Genomic DNA, 20,458 nt, shown 5'->3' with positions numbered 1-20,458 from the left:
TTCTATAACAAACCTGAAAAACCAGCTTTTTGCTGAGCTTCTGATGTATCTCCAACCTTGATTTTTGTGATTACTAAACCTTTCATCGCTCTTTCTATTAACCCATCAATATCCAATCTGTCTTCGAATTCACGAGACTTCTCTAGTTTAGGCTTCGTTTTAGGTGATGGTGGTGCAAAAATTGTACAGCAATCTTCAAACGGTTGAATGGATAACTCAAATGTATCTATTTTTTGGGCAATCTCAATAATTTCGTTTTTATCCATTGAAACAACTGGTCGAATAATAGGAGTAGCTGTCACGTCATTGATGGCTATCATACTATGCAGCGTTTGTGATGCAACCTGACCTAATGACTCTCCATTAATGATTGCTAACCCTTTGCGTTCTTTACGAATAAGATCAGTCAATCTCATCATCATTCTTCGAGTAACAACCATTAAATAATCTTCTGGAATAGTTTTCTTGATTTCCTCTTGAATTTCGGTAAAAGGTACTTCAATAAAGTGGACGCTACCTGAAAAAGCAGCTAATTTAGCAGCTAGATCTTTTGCTTTTTGAAGAGCACGCGGACTTGTATACGGAGGGCTGTTGAAATGAACAGCTTCGACACTCACGCCACGCTTCATAGTCAAGTAACCCGCTACAGGAGAGTCAATTCCGCCAGATAACATCAGCATCCCTTTTCCGCTTGACCCGACAGGCAAACCACCTGCTCCTAAAATAGTTTCACTAGAAATGAAGAAGCCTTCATTTCTAATTTCTAATCGTAAGTCGATATCTGGGTTTTTCATTTTAACTTTTATACCTTCGATTTTACTAGAAATTTCCGCTCCAATTAGTTGGTTCATATCATTTGTATCCAACTCATAATCATGGTCTGAACGTCTAGTAGTAATTTTAAATGTTTTTCCTTCTGTATAAAGTTCTGCTATCATTTCGACTGCAACTTTTTTTAAAAGTTCAATATCTCTTTCCAAACGTCTAACTGGAGAGTACGTTTGAATCCCAAAGATAGCATTCAATCTTCCTAATACCGCATCACTGTTTGCACCATTCAATTCTAAATGCATACGGTCACGCGATCCGTGTACTTTTAGTTCTTCAAAATCGTGCAAGGCAAGTTTCACATTTTGAGCTAACTGGTTGATAAAAACTTTTTTATTTTTTCCCTTTGTTGACAGTTCGCCATAGCGTATCATCACTTCATCGTATTGCATGTGTTGCTTACTTCCTCTCTGCTATTCTTCCGGTTTATTTAATGTCTTTGAATTGTTGATATAGATGACCAAATTCTTTCATAAAAAATTCAGCTTCTTCTAATGTATTTGTATCTGTTAAACTAATACGCACCGCACTTGCGGCTATTTTTCCAGGTACATTCATTGCTACTAAAGTACTAGAAGCTGTACCATTACGGCTAGAACACGCACTTGTTGTTGAAATATAAATTTCTTTTTTTTCAAAAGCATGAACCATTACTTCTCCTCTGATTCCTTTTAAAGCGAAACATAAAATATGAGGAGCACCTTCTTTTTGTGAGAAAACAGAAACTCTTCTATACGCTTCTAGCTGTCCCATGAGATAAGTTTTTATCTCATCTTGATTCTTTTGCTTCTCTCCTGCTTTTTCAAGCAGAAGGCGCAAAGCCTTAGCCATTGCTGCTGCGCCGGCTACATTTTCTGTACCGCCACGTTTACCAGATTCTTGCCCCCCGCCATTTAAAAGTGGAGCGACTTGTTTTCCTTTTTTGATGTATATGAAGCCCATACCTTTAGGCCCGTGAAATTTATGAGCAGAAAAAGTTGCTAAATCAATTCTTGACTCTCTGCCTAACAGTAAAGGGATTTTCCCTATTGCTTGTACAGCATCTACATGAAAATGGACCGCTGGATGATCTTTTAAAACTTCTCCTATTTCAATAATAGGCTGAATACTTCCAACTTCGTTATTTACAGCCATTATCGAAACTAGGATAGTGTCCGACCTTAGAGCTTCTTTCAAATCAGAGACGGATATTCTTCCATTTGGATCAACGGGCAAAATAGTAACCTCAAATCCTAGCATCTCTAGCTGAGCAACTGATTCTTTAACAGCAGGATGCTCAACAGCTGTTGTGATCACATGTTTTCCAAACTGATGTTTTTCAATTGCTGTTCCTTTAATAGCCCAATTGTCCCCTTCTGTTCCTCCACTTGTAAAATAGATTTCTTCAGATGAAACATTTAACAAATCAGCTATTTGTTTTCTAGACTGTTGAAGTAGGCCGTCAGCATAATTACCTAATTGGTGTAAACTGGAAGGATTACCATTAATAGTTTGACTTACTTTTTCGAATGTTTGTAAAACAGTTTTATCTATACTAGTTGTTGCACTATTATCAAAATAAATCATTTTATTGTCACACTTTCTTTTAGGTTATCCCACACTTGAAAATTCTTTACTCATTATAACAAAAACTTTTTTCAATACAAGGCACGTCTATTTATTTTAACAAAATAAAACAGAGTAGTTTTCTTCACTACTCTGTTTTATTCTTTTTAATTAGATTTATTTATTCTTTGTTATTTAGCAGTTCTGCTTTTTTCTTCATAATATTGATTCTCAACTTTTTTAAATGAACCAGGTTCCACAACTTCTAATGCCGTTGAGATAATTTCAAGCGCTTCTTTATATTGAAATTCTTTATTAAATAATTCATTACTTTCTAAAATAGCTTCTCCGATTTGAGGATGGTCATTTCGGTATCGGTTAGCATATTGCATCATGTACTCAGTTAATATTGCACTATCCACGATTTCTTCAGTCTTATCAATAAGCAGTTCAACGTCATCTTCACACATCTCACACATTTTTTTAATCTCAGTCATATCGATTTTCAATTTATTTAATTCTTTCGCTAATTTTTCAATACGCTCTGTAGTGACGAAAAACAAATCTAAATATTCTTCAGGTAATCCCGGTAAATGCTGCTTTTCAATGTAGCGTTTGATTCCTCGCATATTAAACTCAAAATCATCAATTTTTTCTTTAACTTCTGTTTCTTCCTCGCGTAAGTCAGCCAGTTGTTTGATCAATTTTTCTTGTTTCTCCTCAATTTGAGCCAATCTTTCACTATCTTCAGCATGGCTTTCTGCTACAACCGTATACACAGCTTGATTTTTTTCTATTCCATTATTAAACGTTTCAAAATTCAATTGAATTTCTTCAATTTGTTCTTGCATGTCTTTTGTTTGTTGTGAGAATGTATCGTCAAGTGTGTAACTTTGAGATACTCGATCAATTTCAATCAATAATTGTTGATTTCTTTTGTTCACAAATTCAATAAGTTTCGCCAAAATAGGTTGTTCTTTCTCTACTGCTTCTCTAGCGCTTATTTCAGCTTCCATAACATCATACAAATGATTGATTTTTTCTTCAATGATTGAATTCAACTTTTCAACTTTTTCGGTTTCACATTGTTTTATTAATTTTTCACCTTGTTCTATGTCTTGTTCAATTTCAGCAATATCGGATGTCAGTGTGTCTCCTAAAAAGACAAAATGCTGCACATCTTTTAATTCATGATAACCTTCTTTTAATTCTTGGATTTGAGCTGGGAATTCATTGCTGATTTCTTTAACTAAACTAGGAATAGTAGTGACAGCGTCATTTAACTCTTTTGTCTCATAATTAACCTTTTTCAATACTTCTTCAGCTTCAATGTGATCTCCAGAGGAAGTTAGTTCAAAAAAATTGGAAAAACTTAATTCTAAAAATGTGAGTTTCTTTTCAAGTTTATCTAATGCTGGACCGAAAGAAAAGCTTTGGGTCAGCAATTTTTTCCGTATACCTTGATACATTTCTTCAACTTTCTTAATTGCTTGGCTATTTTTCTCTTCACTCTTCAATAATTCGTTTAGCGCTAATTGAATCTCTTTTATTTTATTTTTAGTACTCTCAATCAACTCTCTACTTCTACTTTCAGATTTGCCAGCTTTAATCAACTGAAATCTGTCTGTCGTTTGTTCAGCATCAAATAGCAGATTCTCTATATCTGGAAATGCAGTTAGTTCAATTTGTTTCCATTTATCTTTCCATTGTTCAAAATTTTTCTCTGTTTGACCCGTTAAAGAAAGAATTTCAACATTTTGAATCGTTTCAGCAACTGATGTATCCATTAAATCAAATTTTTGTTGCTCCAAGTTATTAATAGTTTGATAATGCTTTTTTTTCATAAAATAACCTGTCCCATAAGCTGCAACAGCTAGTACAATGATAACAATTAAAACAGTTTCCATTTCCATTCTAAAACCTCCGATTGAGTTACTGCTGACTTCATTTTAATTTCATAAAACAGTTATTTTATTTATGTATCCATGTAACGATTGACTTGATTTAACAATAAGGATTTACTTATAAAAACTCCTATTGTATATTATAACATAGAAGAAATCATTCTCACACCTCAATCTAGGAAAATCTAGGAAAAATTAATTTTTACGGAGTGGTATCATGAATTTTAAAGGAGTGTTCACATGACAAAAAAAGCTACTTATTCATTAACGATTAAACAATTGAGTGCAATTATCGGTGATGAAACTAATTTCATCGCTAATTTTAGCAACGCAGCCGCTTTATTATTTGAAAACTTACCTTCTATCAATTGGGCAGGATTTTACTTATATGAGCCTGCTTCTGACGAACTTGTCTTAGGGCCTTTCCAAGGCAAAGTAGCTTGTATAAGAATCCAACTTGGAAAAGGAGTCTGCGGGACTGCCTTTGTAAAAAAAGAGAGCATCTTTGTTGAAGATGTTAATCAATTTCCAGGACATATCGCTTGTGATGCTGCCAGTCAGTCTGAAATCGTTGTGCCTTTGGTCAAAGATGGTCGCGCTATTGGGGTATTAGATATTGATGCTCCGATTACTAACCGTTTTGATGAAATCGATCAAAAGTATTTAGAAGAATTTGTCAATATTCTGTTAGATTCTTCAAGTATCTAACCGTATGACTTGACTTTTCAATGTTTTATAGCGTATACTTGCAAATGTGTAAAATAATGCAGCGTGAGAGTGGTATTCACGTCAACAGTTCGTTGCCAACAATGGTGCAATTGCGTAACCTATGGCTGCAAAGGTGAAGATTGAAAAATGGACTGCACGAAATACTGAACTTCAACTTATTATTTTACTCCAAAAAAAAAATTTATTGGAGGAATTACATTATGTCACGTTATACAGGTCCAAGTTGGAAAGTTTCTCGTCGTCTAGGCATTTCACTTTCTGGCACAGGTAAAGAAATCGAACGCCGTCCTTACGCTCCAGGTCCTCATGGTCCAAACAGCCGTAAGAAATTAACAGAATACGGTATTCAATTACAAGAAAAACAAAAATTACGTCATATGTTTGGTTTGAACGAACGTCAATTTAGTAACTTATTCTTAAAAGCTGGTAAATTCAAAGAAGGTAAACATGGTGAAAACTTCATGATCCTTTTAGAACAACGTTTAGATAATGTTGTTTACCGTTTAGGTTTAGCTACTACTCGTCGTCAATCACGTCAATTAGTAAATCATGGCCACATCCTTGTTGATGGCAAACGCGTTGATATCCCATCATACAGCGTTTCAGTTGGACAAGTTATCACTGTTCGTGAAAAATCTAAAAACATGGAAATTATTAAATCAGCTGCTGAATCATTATTTGGCCGTCCTGAATACGTAACTTTCGATGTTGAAAAATTAGAAGGTTCATATAACCGTTTACCATTAAGAGATGAATTATCTGCTGAAATCGATGAAACAATCATCGTTGAATATTACTCTCGTTAATCTTAATTAGAGTAATAAACAGATTCTTAAACCCACAAACATTTACCAAAATGTTTGTGGGTTTTTTTCTATTTCATTCCTGCTTCAATAATATTCTAGAGCATAAAATTTATTCAGATTTAATAGTTCTTAACCGCTCCAACTAGTTGGTTATGAGGTCTCATATGAATTTGATGAGAAAAACGAAAAAGTAGTTCAAGTATATTTTCATCTATCCATTTTTGTGGTAAGCTTTATTAATTAATAACCTAGCAATTATTTGTTTTTGTTATCCAGATTTTCTATTCGTCCCTACCCATTAAATTTATTCCACTAAAAAGGAGTGTATACTGTGTCTAATAATACAGTAATTGAAGTTACTGGTCCTTCTGTCAAATTAAAAAGTAATAAATCTAAAATAGTTATTCATTATCAAGATGATTTTAATGCACTTATACATTATGAATTTATCGTCCGCAAATTGAATGAGCAAAAAGATAGCAACAAAGATGATGAACGCTGAGATTTTACATTCAGTGTTTTTTCGTTATCTATCAAAAAATAAATATTTTTAGAATTTCTCTAAAAATGGTACACTAAGTAATAGCAACTTAAATAAAGTTAAAAAAGAGGAGTAATTGTTTTATGACAAGTAAAATGAATGTAGAAAGTTTCAACTTAGATCATACAAAAGTCAAAGCACCTTACGTTAGACTAGCGGATAAAAAAATCGGATCGAATGGCGATAAAATTTTAAAATATGATATCCGTTTTTCACAACCAAATAAAGAGCATATGGATATGATGAGTCTCCACTCTTTAGAGCATTTAACGGCTGAACTGATTCGTAACCATGCAGATTATATCATTGACTTTGGTCCTATGGGATGTCAAACAGGTTTCTATCTAACGGTCATTAATCATGAGAATTACAATGAGATTTTAGACGTGTTACAAAAAACAATGGAGGATATCTTAGTGGCTACTGAGGTTCCAGCGAGCAACGAAACGCAATGCGGTTGGGCAGCTAATCACACTCTAGAGGGTGCACAAAAATTAGCCAAAGATTTCTTAGCAAAACGCAATGAATGGCATATTGTATTTGCTTAATAATTCCATCTTATAAAAAAGGATCCAATACGCTCAAAGTCGTATTGGATCCTTTTATTGTTCTTAAATATGGATTTCTTTTATTTCATATACACTGTAAGCTTGTCTATACAGCGGCAATAACTGTTTAAATGTATCGAGTATAAATCGTTGAGTCTCTTCCGGACTTATTAGGAGTGGATCTTCAGCCGAAATTTGTCTGCCAATTAAAAATTCTCCTTTTTTAATTGTCTGCCATCGAATTAACCCGTTCAATAAATTGGCTTCATGAATTGGTACTACTTGCTCTTTTGTATGGTCCCATGAAACAACATAATCATCAGGAACTTTGAATAATAGAGCTGGATCTTCAATTATTTGTAAAGCCATTTTTTCTTCATGTAAAGGATTATCAATAAAAGCCAACCAGATAAAGACATGCGTTTCATACAACCCTAATTGAAAATGAGGGTATTTTTTATAACCTCTGTTGTCTCCTCCAATTGCCAGCCAGGTATCTTTTGGAGGATTTTTCGTTCTTCTTATGTGCTGTGCAATATGGACAGGTAGACTTTTTATATCTAGTTCAACAGCTAATACTTTTGCAAATTCTTGCCCTAACCTATGAAACTTCGGTTGGATTTGTTTTCGAATAGCTGACATTCTCGGTTCTAATCCTTCAATTGCAAACACAGCAAAATCAGCCTCAGTAAACGTACAATTTTCCATTTCTCACACTCCTAGAACACAACCAGTATTACTCAATAGTTGTTCTCATTTCATCTATTATTAATTGCGTTAACTGGATCTCACCATCCGATAACTACCAAATGCCAAGCGTCAAATAACTATTTTTTTCGTCCCTAAAAGCAGCTGTTTACTGGATTAAAGGGTCTGCTGTTACTTCTAAAGAGACAATCTTGATCCCACTTGTTTGAACGAACCAAAACCTTATTACTAATTCAGTCGCATATTTTATTCATTACTGATGCCGATTGTATATAATTTTTTTATAAAAAGCAATAATTTTTATGTTTTTTTGTGTACAGTTGAGCAAATGAAAAAAGTTTTATTTTATAAAGGTTCATGCTATACTGAAAATCAATCTAACACATTATTTAGACCTATATTTGATTGCCAATTAATTACCAAAGGGGGCTTTTAAAATGGCTGACAGAGACACTCAAGACTATTTATCAAAAGGTATCTATGGAAATAAAAAGACGAATCCAGATGAAAGAAACAAGTATTTTGGTAGTCTTAGGGAACGCGTTTACTTATCTATGACTATTGAACAGCTTACCTCTAATGACTATCTTGAATCGCTGAAGAAAGAAATTCAACTTCACCCAAATCAACAATTACTATTAAACGGACAAGTTGATATGAATCTATTAAGTCCCTATATTAAATTAAGTCAAGAAAACGATTGTTCTTTTCGAATCGTATCCGATGAAGGAGCTCAGCGTAGTCCACTTGGTTTGATTTATGTTTCGACTGATGCTGTTAATGAAAAAACAGTTGATGTAGCGGTCAAGTATCCTCAGAATGCTCCTCAAAAAGAGGTAGAAGAAAAAGCTTCATTATTCAAAAAATTATTTTTTTGATCTAAAAGACGGAAAAAGCTAACTGTTTTTCATTTAGCTTTTTCGCTTTGGGTTCTATTTTCGTGATACAGAATTTGATTTGACTTCCATTCAAAATTTGCCACCCGTTCGCCACCCGTAAAATTACTTTCACCTGTTTTTACAAATCCTAACTTTTTTAAAATATGTTGTGATTTTTTATGATACAAATAAGTTTTGGCTCTCACTACCTTGATTTTTTCAGAATCCAGCCAATTTAAAAAAGCTTGCGCTCCTTCCGTCGCGTACCCTTTTCCTGCGTAGGCCTCTACTACCCCGTAACCTAATTCTGCTTCCCTCGTTAGTTCTGGGGTGCCTTGTGCGCTCACCTCTCCTATAATTTTATTTTCAGATTTTAGTACGATTAGATGGGTCCATTTTTCTTTGATTCTGTCGTCCTTTACTGATTCCAATACATAAGGTAAATAAAAGAAAAACTCTACACCAGGCCATTCTTCTGCAACATGGTATCCAGATACTTCGCTTAATCTGTCATCGCCAATAAGTGTGGCTTCAATATATGACAATTGATAAGGTATAAGTAGTAGGCGTTCTGTCTCTAATATATTCACCGCTAACAGCCTCTTTCCTGCTAATTTAAAATAAACTGTACATAATAATTATACTTTACCTCTTTATTCTAAAATGATTTCGTTCTTATAGCAACCTTGTTATTCTATTTTTGAAAACTAATTTGCTCAAATAAAAAAATACATTTAATTTTATTCGGTCTCATGATAAGCTTGTCTCATCTTTTTATTTTTCCAAAAAAAATTAAGTGAGGTTTTAATATGAAAGTAATTGAAACAAGAGATGCACAATTAATGGCTAAATTAGGAAATATCATGCAAGACCACCACAAAAAACTGTATCCTGAGTTTTTCAAACCTTATAACGAGAAAGAGATCATGCATCATTTTCAAGAAACATTTAAAAATCCAAAACAACAAATCTTTCTTTGGGTCGATGATCAAAAAGACCCTGAGCAAATTGCAGCTTATCTATGGTTGGAAGAAGAAGCTGTACCTGAAACGGTATATCGTTATGGATACACTCGACTGTACTTACACCATGTCTTGATCATGCCTGCATATCAAGGCAGAGGTTTGAGCAAAGTGATTTTGAAGTTTGCTGATAATTTTGCAAAAGAACAGGACATTACACAGATGGAACTTCACTACTGGTCTCAAAATGAAATCGCAAAAAATCTTTACCCTCAATTAGGCTATGAGGTTTATACTGAAATAGCTTATAAACAATTAGAAAATCATTCCCAAATTTTTTGACCGTAAATCAAAAGGAAGAAACATAGCTAAAACACTGTGTTTCTTCCTTTTGATTTAATGGATCAAACTAAATTTTTAACTAACTCCTTTACCATTTCGCCAGATTTCTTACCTGCTTCAATGATGAATTCGTCAAAACTCACTCCTGCTTCTTCGTCTGCTACATCAGACATAGCTCTTACGATAACAAAGGGCTTATTGAACTGGTAACAAACTTGAGCAATCGCTGCCCCTTCCATCTCAGAGGCTAACGCATCTGGAAAATTGTGTTTGATTCGTTGCACAATTTTTTTATCAGCAACAAAAGAATCACTCGTAACAATCAATCCCTCAACTGTTTTCAATCCTACTTTTCTCGCTGCTTCCTTGGTTTGCTCTAAGAGAACACTGTCTGCTTGATAGCGAGCTGGCATCTGTGGAACTTGCCCAATGACATAATCAAAAACGGTTGCATCAACGTCATGGTAGGCTAGTTCAGTTGAAATAACGACATCTCCTACAGCTAGCCCTTCGCCAATTCCTCCAGCAGATCCAGTATTGATAATAGCATCTACTTCATGTTTAGCTATTAATAAGGTTGCTGAAATTGCTGAGTTCACTTTGCCTATACCGGACTGGACTAAAATTACTTCGATCTGCTCAATTTTACCCGACGTAAACGAGGCATTTGCCTCCACCGACTCATTTTTATCTCTCATACTATTCTTTAGTACCGTTATTTCCTCTTGCATAGCACCAATAATTCCAATTTTCATCATTCAATTCCTCTCTAATCTAAAAAATAAATACAATTGCTAAAACAATAATCAGTAACACCGTTACAACTAGAATGATTTTATCCAACTTACGCCCTCTGTTACGAATTTTATCATTTTCACTTTTACGGCTTTTCGTAACAATACCTTCTTTTTCTAATTTTTTTTGGTATTCGCGCTCTACTTGTTCTCGTTCTTTATCTCTTTCCTTTTGTTTTTTCTCTTCTAATTGGTTATCTTTTCTAATCTCTGCTCTAGTTTTTAAATTCATCTAGCGAAAATCATCCCTTCTAATTCTTTGTGGCTAACTTTAATTTCCAAGCAATAAGAGCATATACTGTTTTCGCATCATAAATCAAGTGTTTTTCATAGGCTTCCCATGCTTCATCAAAAGTTAAACAGACCAGTTCGATAAACTCATCTTCATCTTGAGCAAGAGGAGTTTCTACTCTCGTTAGTCCACGAGCCACATAAATATAAATCAATTCATTGGCAAAGCCCGGGGAAGTATAAAAAGAAGTTTCTAATTCAAATGATTCCGCATGAAATCCCGTTTCTTCTTCAAGCTCTCTTTTCCCAGTTTCTAAAGGACTCTTATCTGTCAAATCAATTTTCCCAGCAGGTATTTCTAATAGTACTTGTTCAACTGCTTTTCGGTATTGTTTAACAAAAATCATTTTCTCATCGGCTGTGATGGCCATAATGGCTACTGCACCGGGATGTTTGACCAGCTCTCTGGTGGAAGTTTCTCCATTAGGTAATTGAACGTCATCTACTACAAAATCAATTAAATTCCCTTTATAAATATTCTTACTAGAAAGTGTTTTTTCTTCAAAATCCATTAAAATTCCTCCTTGTATGATTTATACTTTTGTCTTATCATACCTTTCATCTTCTCTTTTTTCAATTAGGGCTATGTTCTGCAATTTTTATCCATCCACATTATAATTTACTATAAAGAATTTATCCGTATCTATTGCTAGTTCCACCTCAATAGTTTTAGCAAGAAATCATTCTTAGGTCTGATAGGAGTTTTGCAGTTATTTATGCTAAAATAAGGTTAAGGAAATAAATTTAACAATTATTAAAAAAAATAAATTAATGGAGTGAATTGTATGAAAAAAAACATGAAAAATATAGGAGATATCCTTTATTACACTTTAATAGGTATGACCACTATTTTAATTTTCGTTGTCGTTTACTTTATCTTTAATTTTGAGTTTTTCTGGTCACTAGTCATCAGCCTTGGAACAGGAGCGTTCTTTATTTATAAACAATCGCTAAATGAAGATTCTGATTCTTCTAAAAAATTAAATCGAATATCTGCTGAAAAAGAAGCCTTTTATAAATCTAAAGGGATGACAAAAGAAGAAATACAATTTTTCAGAGAAACTATGCATACTGCTAAATTAAAATTATTACGTTTAGAAAAGAATTTAAACAGTATTTCTAAACTTGAAGCAATTGAAAAACGAAATAATACCATTCAATTGTCCAAGTCTCTATTTAAAGGTATCACAGAAGAACCTAATCGTTTGCATGAAGTAAATAAATTTTTATATGTACACCTTCCCTCTTTAACCGATCTAACAGAGAAGTACTTGGAGATCAGCAGGCATGAAGTTAAAAATAAATCTACCTTTGATATACTTGACGAAAGTGCCTCTACAATCGATGAAATGTGTCAGTTGATTGTTGAAGATTATGTTCTTTTTAAATCTGATGATTTTGAAGATATGGCCATTGAGGTAGAACTTGCAAAGAAAGCTATTGAACGCGATAATGGAAATACACAATCAATTGAATCAGAAGAATTATAATCTTTAAGGAGATGGTAAGATGGACAAGGAAAACGAAACACTAAATCAACCTTCTGAAATTAAAGAAGTCGACTCTGAATTAGAAAATTTATTAGCTAATCCATTTGGGGATGTATTGGCGAATACTCCTGTGTTACAAAAACAAGAACAAATAGAAAAAGAAATGATTCAAACAGAACAGGTGCCCCGCTTAATTGATAGTTTATCAAAAGAACGTCAAGAGCAAGCTAAATCTTTAGCTGAACAAATAGATGTAACAAATGCCCAGTCAGTCATGATGTATGGTTCAGCTGCTCAACAAAAACTTGGTGAATTTTCTCATTCCATGTTGAATCATGTTCAAAACCAAGATACCGGAGAAATTGGCGATACCTTAAATGATCTAATGTACCGATTACAAGAGGCTAATCCAGAAGATTTACGGGCTGAAGACAGCAATGTTTTCAAAAAATTATTTGGTCGTGTAAAAAAATCAATTTATGAAATGACGGCAAAATATCAAAAAATCGGTGCTCAAATAGATAAAATATCTGTAAAATTAGATAAAGAAAAAGCTGGTTTATTAAACGATAATCTAATGTTAGAACAGCTCTACAATAAGAATAAAGATTATTTTGATGCATTAAATATTTATATTGCTGCTGGTGAACTAAAAATTGACGAGTTGCTTAATAGCCTTATTCCAAAAGCTGTTAAAAAAGCCGAAACCAGTACAAACCAAATGGATGTACAAATCGTAAATGATTTAAATCAATTTTTAGATCGTTTAGAAAAACGGACGCATGATTTAAAACTTGCACGTCAAATGACCATTCAGCAAGCCCCACAGATTCGTTTGATTCAAAATACTAATCAAGCCTTAGCAGAAAAAATTCAGTCTTCTATAAATATGGCTATTCCTTTATGGAAAAATCAAATTGCGATTGCTCTTACTCTGCTTCGTCAAAAAGATGCGGTTACTGCTCAAAGACAAGTATCTGAAACAACGAATGATTTAATGAAGAAAAACTCTGAAATGTTGAAAATTTCTTCTATTGAAACGGCAAAAGAAAATGAACGTGGCATCATTGACATTGAAACCTTACAACAAACACAAAATGATTTAATTGAAACGCTGCAAGAAACCTTACAGATCCAACAAGATGGACGAATCAAACGGAAGGAAGCCGAAAAAGAATTATCGATCATGGAAACTTCTTTACGCGATAAATTATTAGAACTTACAACAGACAAACAGTGAAACTGAAAAAATATCTGGACGATAAAATGGTACCTTTCATTTTATTATTCAGATATTTTTTTGCTAACGAGTTTACTTATTGAGAGACTTAGAACCACCCAAAAAAAAAGAACGTCATACGGTTTTCAAGCCTCAAGTAACACCTATTCCTTCACAAATTTCAAGGGTTAGTGATCTGGCTAATCTAGCAACACTAAAAATATTTGACCCACTTTTTATGTCTTTAGTAAAAAGAGCATATCGTTTGATATGTGAACGATTTGTGACTATACTAATAAGTGTAATAAAGAAAAATATTTTTTTGAAGGAGGAAAAGAACATGGGATTTATTTGGTCATTAATTGTAGGTGGAATTTTAGGAGCTGTCGCAGGTATGATAGTTGGTAAAGATGTACCAGGCGGTATCATCGGAAATATTATTGTCGGTTTTATTGGATCATGGATCGGTAGTTCGTTATTAAGCGACTTCGGACCTGTTATTGGTGGTTTTGCGATTATTCCAGCATTAATCGGAGCTATCGTTTTAATTTTTATCTTCTCACTTATTATTGGAAGACGTAAAGGTTAATTAGAATTAATACTAAAACGGCTCAAGAAAGAAATTTCTTGGGCTGTTTTTTTGTCATTATATACCTTAAAATGCTAATCTCAGATAGCTTAACTCTGTTTAAGGATAGTTATAGGTAAAAAGCCTCAGAGGTTCTATTATCGTCCTTAGCTCTCTTTCAATATTAGTGTATTACACCCCTAACTTCTTTAGAATAGTACAGCAGCTTTATTTTGGATAAAAATTCCACTTTTATATTTAAAATAAAAAAGTGCAGATGAATTTCTTCATCCACACCCCCAAACTATCTGACCGTTCTTTTGAGTCTACCTTTTATTTCACTCTTCTTCTTGATCGAATTGACTGTTATAAAGATCAGCATAAAAACCATTTTTTTCCAGTAGAACATCATGGTTTCCACTTTCTACTACATCTCCGTCTTTCATAACAATAATCAAATCTGCATTTTTAATTGTCGATAAACGATGTGCAATAACGAAAGACGTTCTTCCACTCATTAAATGATCCATAGCATTTTGAATAACAAGTTCAGTACGTGTATCAACTGAACTTGTTGCCTCATCTAAAATCAACAATGGTGCATCTGCTACTAGTGCACGAGCAATCGTCATTAATTGTTTTTGTCCAGCAGACAAACTTGTTGTATCATCAAGAACAGTATCATAACCGTGCGGTAAGGTTTGAATAAAGTGATGCACTCCGACAGCTTTACAAGCATTGATCACTGTTTCATCACTTACACCTTGCTTACTGTAGACAATATTTTCTCTAACTGTTCCTTCAAATAACCAAGTCTCTTGCAATACCATACAGAATTGTTCATGCAAAGCACCACGTGTTACACTCGAAATTTTCATTCCATCAATATATATTTCTCCACTGTTTACTTCATAGAAACGCATTAATAAATTTACTAAGGTTGTTTTCCCTGCACCTGTAGGACCAACAATAGCAATTTTTTGACCCGCCTTAGCCTCCAATGAGAAGTCTTTGATGATTTTTTTCCCCGGATCATAACCAAATGTAACATGTTTAAATGTTACATCTCCTTTAACTTTACCTAATGAAGTTGCTTTTTCAGATTCTGCTTCTAATTCTTCTTCTTCTAATAAATCGAAAACACGTTCACTAGCCGCTGCAGCCGACTGTAAGCTTGTAAAAGCTTGTGCAATTTGTGATAGCGGTTGTGTAAAGAAACGGATATACAACATGAATGCTACAATTACACCAAAGGTAATATAGTCATTAAATGCCAGATAGGCCCCGACTACACAGACAACTACATATCCGAAATTCCCAATAAAGCCCATTAAGGGCATCATTAACCCTGAAACATATTGAGATTTCCAAGCACTGTCAAATAATGTATTATTGATTTCATTAAATTCATTAATAGCTGATTCTTCACCATTAAATGCTTTTACGATATTATGCCCAGTGTAAATTTCTTCAACATGGCCGTTTAATTCACCCAAACTCTTTTGTTGTTGTCTGAAAAACTTTTGTGATTGTTTGATGATGAGGATCATTAAAATAAATCCTATAGCCGTTGATAGAACAGCGGAAATCGCCATTAGTACATTTGTATAAAACATCATGATCAATGAACCACTGAATAAACTGATTGCCGTAACTAATTGACCTAAACTTTGATTTAACGTTTGACCAATCGTATCAATATCATTTGTCACGCGACTTAAAATATCTCCATGATTATTGCTATCAAAGTACCGGAGTGGCAAACGATTTATTTTGGTCGAAATATCTGTACGCAATTGTTTAGTCACTTTTTGGGTTACTGTTGCCATGATAAATCCTTGGAAATAAGATAAAACAAAGCCAATAACATAAAGCACAGCTAGAAATAAACCTATATTTTTTATCTTCTCTAAATCAATTTCTCCAGTGATTCCTGAGGTGATGATATCAGTAATTTCACTAAGGCGGTTAGGACCAACTAAGTTGAATATTGTGCCGAAAACCGCAAAAATAATTGCTACTACAATGTACCAAATATATATCTTGCAGTAATTGGCTAATTTACCAATAGATTCTTTGAAATTATCTGGTTTTTTCCCTGCCAATGGTCTATCGGATAAAGCTCTCATTTGTTTACTCACCTGCTAATTCCTCCTTAGAAAGTTGAGAATAAGCGATGTCTTGATAGACTTCACATGTTTGCATCAATTCTTGATGTGTACCAATTCCAACAATTTCGCCTTCTTCTAAAACAATAATTTTATCTGCATCACGAATCGTACCGATCCGTTGGGCAACGATTAGTTTTGTCGTATCTGCTAATTCTGTATTTAAAGCTGCACGCAAAATTCGGTCTGTTTTAAAATCTAATGCTGAAAATGAATCATCAAACACTAAAATTTCTGGTTTGCGTGAAATAGCACGAGAAATGGCTAAACGTTGGCGTTGGCCGCCAGATACATTGCTACCTGATTGAGAAATTGAGGCATCATAGCTGCCTTCCATCTCTTCAACGAAGTCTTTGCTTTGTGCAATTTCAATTGCCTTTTTCATGTCAGCATCTGCCACCTCGTGACCAGTATCACCATAACTAACATTCGAGCGAACTGTTCCACTAAATAAGAATGCTTTTTGCGGAACAAAGCCGATCAAAGAACGAAGCGTTTTTTGCGTATACTCTTTAATGTTATGACCATTGATCACTATTTCGCCCTTTGTTACATCAAAGAACCGAGGAATCAAATTGACCAAAGTACTTTTTCCGCTACCAGTAGACCCGATAAAAGCAACTGTTTCACCTCTATTTGCAGTAAAGGATATATTTTTTAATATCGCTTCCGCAGCGTCGGGGTATTGGAAAGTGACATTCTTAAATTCAACGGTTCCTTTTTGAGAACTTGCTGCTTGGGTTAATGTTCCATCACTGATCATTGCTTTTGTATCCAATACTTCCATGATACGTCCAGCTGATACAGAAGCACGTGGTAAGATGATAAATACAAATGTTAACATCATAAATGAAATAACTACTTGAACTGCATATGCAGAGAACACAACCATATCACTGAACAAAGTAATGCGTTCTAAAGCACTTGTTTGATTTAGTAGTTGGACGTCATTGATTAAGTAAGCGCCTATCCAATAAATAGATAAACTTAATCCACTCATAATAAGGGTCATTCCTGGCCCCATAACAGACATAATTCTAGTAATGAATAAATTTGTATTAGTTAATTTAATATTAGCCCTTGCAAATTTTTCTTCTTCAAACTCTTCTGCATTATATGCACGGATAACGCGTAACCCAGTTAAGTTTTCGCGTGTAACACGATTTAAATCATCAGTTAAGCTTTGAATTATCTTGAATTTAGGTATAGCAAATATCACAACAATTCCTATGATCACTAATAAAAGAGCTACTGCACCGGCTGTTGAGAGTGTCCACTCCCAAGATTTGTCTACAATTTTTGTGATTGCCCAAACAGCCATAATAGGGGCTTTAATTAATACTTGCAAACCAAGTGACATAGCCATTTGTATTTGCGTGACATCATTTGAAGAACGGGTAATCAAACTTGCCGTAGAAAAACGATTGATTTCTTCCATCGAAAATCCTTCAACTTTTGTAAATACTTCTGCTCTTAGTGTACGCGAAAGACCGGCAGCTACTTTTGAAACGAAAAACACGGTTATAAAAGATGCTGCTAAACTACCTACCGCACATAACATCATGTATCCGCCATTTTTGAAGATATCTTGCATTTCTGATCCTGGTATTTGAATAAGTTGAGTGATTTTTGACATATACTCTGGTAATTCCAAATCCAGATAGACTTGAGTAACGATAAATAGGATACTAAATAAAATCATTATCCATTCTTTTCGTTTTAAATATTTAAGTGTTTTTAACATGATCGTTCTCCTCTATCCCTATAAATAAATCTTAATCTATGTCTTTCAACATGTTCTGTTGCATTTTATCAAGCGTTGCAAAAAACTGTTCAATTTCTTCTTCAGTCAAACCCTCAGACAATAAATTTTCAATTCTTTGGAATTCTTTGCTCACTTCTTCAACCAAACTTTTACCTTTTTTTGATAATTGCAATTTTTTTACTCTTGCATCTCGTTCAATGGAAACACGCTCAATCAAACCCTTTTCTTCCATATTTTTCAGCATTTTTGAAGTAGTAGATCGACGCATCGAAAATTTTTTCTCAATATCTTTTTGACATATCTCTTCATCTTTGAATTTATTTAAATATCCAAGGATCATTGCATGCATCTTAGTCATAGGAAAACCTTTATCTTCAATTTTTCTAGATTCGATATTTCTATGAATAAAATTCGTTAGCTTACGTATTTCCATTCCAATTTCTTTTTTATTACACTCTTCATCAAAAAAAATTTATCTCACCTCTATCTTTTGCTTTATTTTAATAACTATTCAATAAACGATTTATCGTTAGCACGCTAACTATATTATCTTATTACTAATTTTAAGTCAATAGAAAATAACTAACTTTTGTAAATTTCAAGTTTAAGTTAGCCACTTGTTAAAGAATTATTTCATGTGAAAATTAAAGAGCTTAATTCATTTTGTAAGGCTTGGTGCTACACTGAGATATCACAAGTTTATCGACGAACTGTCTACGGTCATCTTCCCAGCTTTCAAGTTATGCCGAAAAAGGCTTTTAAGCTGTTTGTCGTTCTAGGCGAAGTGCGTTCACAAAGCAGTCATGTGGGGTCCTATAATCTAATATTTTTCTGGGATAATCATTCATCCATTGTTGAATTCGCAGGCATTGTGTCTCAGTGAATTGGCTGATAGGCTTCCCTTTAGGAATGAATCGACGAATAAATTTATGTTGATTCTCACTCGTTCCTCGTTCAAAAGAAGCATAAGGGTGGCTGAAATAAACATCTAAAGTGTCTTTCAAAGCCTCATCTAGTCCCGCGAATTCAGAACCATTATCTGAGGTAATCGTTTTGAAAAAAGTTGGAAAGTCCTCTCTGGATCGTGCTTGAAGAGTACGAATCGCTTGATTTACAGATTCTTGATCTTTACCATTTATTTTCATAATAACTTCAAGGCGTGTTTGGCGTTCAACCAAAGTGAGTAATACGGCATCTGTCTTTATTTTGTTGCCAATCACAGTATCGATTTCCCAGTGACCAAAGGTTTTACGATTATCAATTTCTTTTGGACGGTTGTCAATTGATTGTCCAAGTATACGCTTATTTGGACGCTTCTTCAGAGATAATACCTTCGGTTTCCGAGACAGCTTTTCTAGAAGGTCGAGGTTTTTCGTTCTCATAATCTCTCTATCTATCCAGTAATAAAGTGTCGTGGTACAAGGGATAATTGTGGGATCAAACAGCTCATGCTTTAAAGCAAAGCCAACCACTACATCAGGTGACCATTTATCAGTCAACATTTTATCATCGGCCCACTCTATAAAGGCATCTGTATCCGCCCATTTTGGTCGACGGCCACAGTTTAAACGATGCTTGTCATAAACAGCCTGACCGGTACCAGCATCATAAATTCTAATAAAATAATCATAAATCTTACTCTTTTGCTTTTGACGTTTAAGTTGAGTAATTGTTCCACGCTTTATCTCATTATTGATTGTTTGAGGTACTCGATTCAGGACAATAGCAATAGGACGATTCGAATAATCTTCCTGTTTCAAAATAGCAATTTGAGATCGTTCTGAATAAGATAAGTGTTTCCCCTTACGTGCTGGTGTGTTATCGTTAGAGTGCGTCATGTGAATTCATCCTGTCTATTGAGAGTTAGTGGTAACTTCAATATAACATGAAATTCACATGGCGTTTTTATATTTTAGCCTTAGTGGCTAACTTCATTATATAATCCAGCAAATAACTAACTTTTAAAAAAATATATAAAATAAAACACAAAAAAGTACCAACAGATTTGTTACTCTGCTGGCACTTTAATAGAGCTGTACGCTTTACTTTTACAATTACATTTTTATTATTTAGCTATGCTAAAAATGAAGTCTGGATACAATTGAAATCAAAGTTTCACGACATTTGCAGCTTGCGCTCCACGATTTCCTTCAACGATTTCAAATTCAACTGCTTGTCCTTCTTCTAATGATTTGAAGCCTTCACCGGTAATTGCACTGAAATGTACAAATATATCATCTCCGCCTTCAACTTCAATAAAGCCAAAACCTTTTTCACTATTAAACCATTTTACTGTTCCTTTTTCCATAATTTACTGTACCCCCGATTAGTCATTTTGCAATTGATTTTCTTTTGTGGTTATTCGTCTTTTC

The 20,458-nt window shown here is 34.0% G+C and carries 22 protein-coding genes; 9 read left to right on the top strand and 13 right to left on the bottom strand.

Annotated features, from left to right (window positions below; all coding sequences use genetic code 11):
* Positions 1–2 precede the first annotated feature (2 nt).
* From thiI to BR50_RS09685, 3 genes are all read right to left on the bottom strand, one after another.
* On the bottom strand, positions 3–1,220 hold the full coding sequence (thiI, locus tag BR50_RS09695) for a tRNA uracil 4-sulfurtransferase ThiI (protein ID WP_034548258.1): 1,218 nt from the start codon (positions 1,218–1,220) through the stop codon (positions 3–5).
* Between the two features lie 34 nt (positions 1,221–1,254).
* On the bottom strand, positions 1,255–2,394 hold the full coding sequence (locus BR50_RS09690; protein ID WP_034548257.1) for a cysteine desulfurase family protein: 1,140 nt from the start codon (positions 2,392–2,394) through the stop codon (positions 1,255–1,257).
* Between the two features lie 170 nt (positions 2,395–2,564).
* A complete protein-coding gene (locus tag BR50_RS09685; RefSeq protein WP_034548256.1) occupies positions 2,565–4,286 on the bottom strand; it encodes a septation ring formation regulator EzrA in 1,722 nt (573 codons plus the stop codon).
* 231 nt (positions 4,287–4,517) lie between these two features.
* Between BR50_RS09685 and BR50_RS09680 the strand changes: the two genes are divergently transcribed.
* The 4 genes from BR50_RS09680 (at position 4,518) to BR50_RS09670 (ending at position 6,901) form a co-directional block, all read left to right on the top strand.
* Positions 4,518–4,985 carry a GAF domain-containing protein gene (locus BR50_RS09680; RefSeq protein ID WP_034548253.1) on the top strand — a complete coding sequence of 156 codons (468 nt, stop codon included), beginning with the start codon at positions 4,518–4,520 and terminating at the stop codon, positions 4,983–4,985.
* A gap of 221 nt (positions 4,986–5,206) precedes the next feature.
* A complete protein-coding gene (gene rpsD / locus BR50_RS09675) occupies positions 5,207–5,812 on the top strand; it encodes a 30S ribosomal protein S4 (protein ID WP_034548251.1) in 606 nt (201 codons plus the stop codon).
* Positions 5,813–6,143: 331 nt separating this feature from the next.
* The gene (locus tag BR50_RS12790; protein WP_156097507.1) at positions 6,144–6,314 is read left to right on the top strand and encodes a hypothetical protein; all 171 of its coding nucleotides are present in this window, start codon (positions 6,144–6,146) and stop codon (positions 6,312–6,314) included.
* Positions 6,315–6,436: 122 nt separating this feature from the next.
* The gene (locus tag BR50_RS09670; RefSeq protein ID WP_034548248.1) at positions 6,437–6,901 is read left to right on the top strand and encodes an S-ribosylhomocysteine lyase; all 465 of its coding nucleotides are present in this window, start codon (positions 6,437–6,439) and stop codon (positions 6,899–6,901) included.
* Between the two features lie 63 nt (positions 6,902–6,964).
* Here BR50_RS09670 and BR50_RS09665 read toward each other — a convergent pair whose 3' ends face one another.
* Positions 6,965–7,609: a YktB family protein gene (locus BR50_RS09665; protein ID WP_034548246.1), complete on the bottom strand. Its 645-nt coding sequence runs from the start codon at positions 7,607–7,609 to the stop codon at positions 6,965–6,967.
* 437 nt (positions 7,610–8,046) lie between these two features.
* Here BR50_RS09665 and BR50_RS09660 point away from each other — a divergent pair, with 437 nt between their 5' ends.
* The gene (locus tag BR50_RS09660; RefSeq protein ID WP_034548245.1) at positions 8,047–8,487 is read left to right on the top strand and encodes a YueI family protein; all 441 of its coding nucleotides are present in this window, start codon (positions 8,047–8,049) and stop codon (positions 8,485–8,487) included.
* A 29-nt stretch (positions 8,488–8,516) separates the two neighbouring features.
* Here BR50_RS09660 and BR50_RS09655 read toward each other — a convergent pair whose 3' ends face one another.
* Positions 8,517–9,077 (bottom strand): GNAT family N-acetyltransferase, encoded by a 561-nt coding sequence (locus BR50_RS09655; protein ID WP_034548244.1) that lies wholly within the window; start codon positions 9,075–9,077, stop codon positions 8,517–8,519.
* A 219-nt stretch (positions 9,078–9,296) separates the two neighbouring features.
* Here BR50_RS09655 and BR50_RS09650 point away from each other — a divergent pair, with 219 nt between their 5' ends.
* Positions 9,297–9,791, top strand: a complete 495-nt coding sequence (locus BR50_RS09650; RefSeq protein ID WP_034548242.1) for a GNAT family N-acetyltransferase — start codon at positions 9,297–9,299, stop codon at positions 9,789–9,791.
* A gap of 62 nt (positions 9,792–9,853) precedes the next feature.
* Here BR50_RS09650 and BR50_RS09645 read toward each other — a convergent pair whose 3' ends face one another.
* Genes BR50_RS09645 through BR50_RS09635 form a run of 3 tightly spaced genes read right to left on the bottom strand, consistent with a single transcriptional unit; the run spans position 9,854 to position 11,388 of the window.
* Complete coding sequence (locus BR50_RS09645) at positions 9,854–10,546, bottom strand: 5'-methylthioadenosine/adenosylhomocysteine nucleosidase (RefSeq protein WP_034549140.1); 693 nt, start codon at positions 10,544–10,546, stop codon at positions 9,854–9,856.
* Between the two features lie 19 nt (positions 10,547–10,565).
* Positions 10,566–10,817: a cell wall synthase accessory phosphoprotein MacP gene (macP, locus tag BR50_RS09640; RefSeq protein ID WP_034548240.1), complete on the bottom strand. Its 252-nt coding sequence runs from the start codon at positions 10,815–10,817 to the stop codon at positions 10,566–10,568.
* Positions 10,818–10,836: 19 nt separating this feature from the next.
* Positions 10,837–11,388: an NUDIX domain-containing protein gene (locus BR50_RS09635; protein WP_034548238.1), complete on the bottom strand. Its 552-nt coding sequence runs from the start codon at positions 11,386–11,388 to the stop codon at positions 10,837–10,839.
* A gap of 273 nt (positions 11,389–11,661) precedes the next feature.
* Here BR50_RS09635 and BR50_RS09630 point away from each other — a divergent pair, with 273 nt between their 5' ends.
* The 3 genes from BR50_RS09630 (at position 11,662) to BR50_RS09620 (ending at position 14,174) form a co-directional block, all read left to right on the top strand.
* Positions 11,662–12,366: a 5-bromo-4-chloroindolyl phosphate hydrolysis family protein gene (locus BR50_RS09630; protein ID WP_034548236.1), complete on the top strand. Its 705-nt coding sequence runs from the start codon at positions 11,662–11,664 to the stop codon at positions 12,364–12,366.
* 19 nt (positions 12,367–12,385) lie between these two features.
* Complete coding sequence (locus tag BR50_RS09625; RefSeq protein WP_051905785.1) at positions 12,386–13,606, top strand: toxic anion resistance protein; 1,221 nt, start codon at positions 12,386–12,388, stop codon at positions 13,604–13,606.
* Positions 13,607–13,925: 319 nt separating this feature from the next.
* On the top strand, positions 13,926–14,174 hold the full coding sequence (locus BR50_RS09620; RefSeq protein WP_034548235.1) for a GlsB/YeaQ/YmgE family stress response membrane protein: 249 nt from the start codon (positions 13,926–13,928) through the stop codon (positions 14,172–14,174).
* Between the two features lie 317 nt (positions 14,175–14,491).
* On the opposite strand, the gene BR50_RS09615 is transcribed toward BR50_RS09620, so the two are convergent.
* From BR50_RS09615 to cspD, 5 genes are all read right to left on the bottom strand, one after another.
* Positions 14,492–16,282, bottom strand: coding sequence for an ABC transporter ATP-binding protein (locus BR50_RS09615; protein ID WP_034549137.1), 1,791 nt, complete (start codon positions 16,280–16,282; stop codon positions 14,492–14,494).
* Between the two features lie 4 nt (positions 16,283–16,286).
* A complete protein-coding gene (locus BR50_RS09610) occupies positions 16,287–18,065 on the bottom strand; it encodes an ABC transporter ATP-binding protein (protein ID WP_034548232.1) in 1,779 nt (592 codons plus the stop codon).
* A 31-nt stretch (positions 18,066–18,096) separates the two neighbouring features.
* Positions 18,097–18,519, bottom strand: coding sequence for a MarR family winged helix-turn-helix transcriptional regulator (locus tag BR50_RS09605; RefSeq protein ID WP_034548230.1), 423 nt, complete (start codon positions 18,517–18,519; stop codon positions 18,097–18,099).
* A gap of 325 nt (positions 18,520–18,844) precedes the next feature.
* Positions 18,845–19,924: an IS30 family transposase gene (locus tag BR50_RS09600; RefSeq protein ID WP_034545658.1), complete on the bottom strand. Its 1,080-nt coding sequence runs from the start codon at positions 19,922–19,924 to the stop codon at positions 18,845–18,847.
* Positions 19,925–20,193: 269 nt separating this feature from the next.
* Entirely contained in the window at positions 20,194–20,394 is a 201-nt protein-coding gene (gene cspD / locus BR50_RS09595) for a cold-shock protein CspD (RefSeq protein WP_034548228.1), read from the bottom strand.
* Positions 20,395–20,458: the final 64 nt, after the last annotated feature.

Origin of the sequence: Carnobacterium alterfunditum DSM 5972 (assembly GCF_000744115.1) — a bacterium.
GTDB lineage: Bacteria > Bacillota > Bacilli > Lactobacillales > Carnobacteriaceae > Carnobacterium_B > Carnobacterium_B alterfunditum.
The sequence above is the reverse complement of the archived record's forward strand: the minus strand, read 5'-3'. Positions and strand labels throughout refer to the sequence as shown.

What these genes read in the sequence shown, in the direction of transcription:
- BR50_RS09650 (WP_034548242.1), top strand. Translation starts at nt 9,297, where the DNA reads ATGAAAGTAATTGAAACAAGAGATGCACAATTAATGGCTAAATTAGGA.
- BR50_RS09615 (WP_034549137.1), bottom strand. Translation starts at nt 16,282, where the DNA reads ATGAGAGCTTTATCCGATAGACCATTGGCAGGGAAAAAACCAGATAAT.
- cspD (WP_034548228.1), bottom strand. Translation starts at nt 20,394, where the DNA reads ATGGAAAAAGGAACAGTAAAATGGTTTAATAGTGAAAAAGGTTTTGGC.
- BR50_RS09670 (WP_034548248.1), top strand. Translation starts at nt 6,437, where the DNA reads ATGACAAGTAAAATGAATGTAGAAAGTTTCAACTTAGATCATACAAAA.
- BR50_RS09660 (WP_034548245.1), top strand. Translation starts at nt 8,047, where the DNA reads ATGGCTGACAGAGACACTCAAGACTATTTATCAAAAGGTATCTATGGA.
- BR50_RS09630 (WP_034548236.1), top strand. Translation starts at nt 11,662, where the DNA reads ATGAAAAAAAACATGAAAAATATAGGAGATATCCTTTATTACACTTTA.
- rpsD (WP_034548251.1), top strand. Translation starts at nt 5,207, where the DNA reads ATGTCACGTTATACAGGTCCAAGTTGGAAAGTTTCTCGTCGTCTAGGC.
- BR50_RS09685 (WP_034548256.1), bottom strand. Translation starts at nt 4,286, where the DNA reads ATGGAAATGGAAACTGTTTTAATTGTTATCATTGTACTAGCTGTTGCA.
- BR50_RS09680 (WP_034548253.1), top strand. Translation starts at nt 4,518, where the DNA reads ATGACAAAAAAAGCTACTTATTCATTAACGATTAAACAATTGAGTGCA.
- BR50_RS09620 (WP_034548235.1), top strand. Translation starts at nt 13,926, where the DNA reads ATGGGATTTATTTGGTCATTAATTGTAGGTGGAATTTTAGGAGCTGTC.
- BR50_RS09690 (WP_034548257.1), bottom strand. Translation starts at nt 2,394, where the DNA reads ATGATTTATTTTGATAATAGTGCAACAACTAGTATAGATAAAACTGTT.
- BR50_RS09605 (WP_034548230.1), bottom strand. Translation starts at nt 18,519, where the DNA reads ATGGAAATACGTAAGCTAACGAATTTTATTCATAGAAATATCGAATCT.
- BR50_RS09645 (WP_034549140.1), bottom strand. Translation starts at nt 10,546, where the DNA reads ATGAAAATTGGAATTATTGGTGCTATGCAAGAGGAAATAACGGTACTA.
- macP (WP_034548240.1), bottom strand. Translation starts at nt 10,817, where the DNA reads ATGAATTTAAAAACTAGAGCAGAGATTAGAAAAGATAACCAATTAGAA.
- BR50_RS09610 (WP_034548232.1), bottom strand. Translation starts at nt 18,065, where the DNA reads ATGTTAAAAACACTTAAATATTTAAAACGAAAAGAATGGATAATGATT.
- BR50_RS09625 (WP_051905785.1), top strand. Translation starts at nt 12,386, where the DNA reads ATGGACAAGGAAAACGAAACACTAAATCAACCTTCTGAAATTAAAGAA.
- BR50_RS09665 (WP_034548246.1), bottom strand. Translation starts at nt 7,609, where the DNA reads ATGGAAAATTGTACGTTTACTGAGGCTGATTTTGCTGTGTTTGCAATT.
- BR50_RS09635 (WP_034548238.1), bottom strand. Translation starts at nt 11,388, where the DNA reads ATGGATTTTGAAGAAAAAACACTTTCTAGTAAGAATATTTATAAAGGG.
- BR50_RS09600 (WP_034545658.1), bottom strand. Translation starts at nt 19,924, where the DNA reads ATGACGCACTCTAACGATAACACACCAGCACGTAAGGGGAAACACTTA.
- thiI (WP_034548258.1), bottom strand. Translation starts at nt 1,220, where the DNA reads ATGCAATACGATGAAGTGATGATACGCTATGGCGAACTGTCAACAAAG.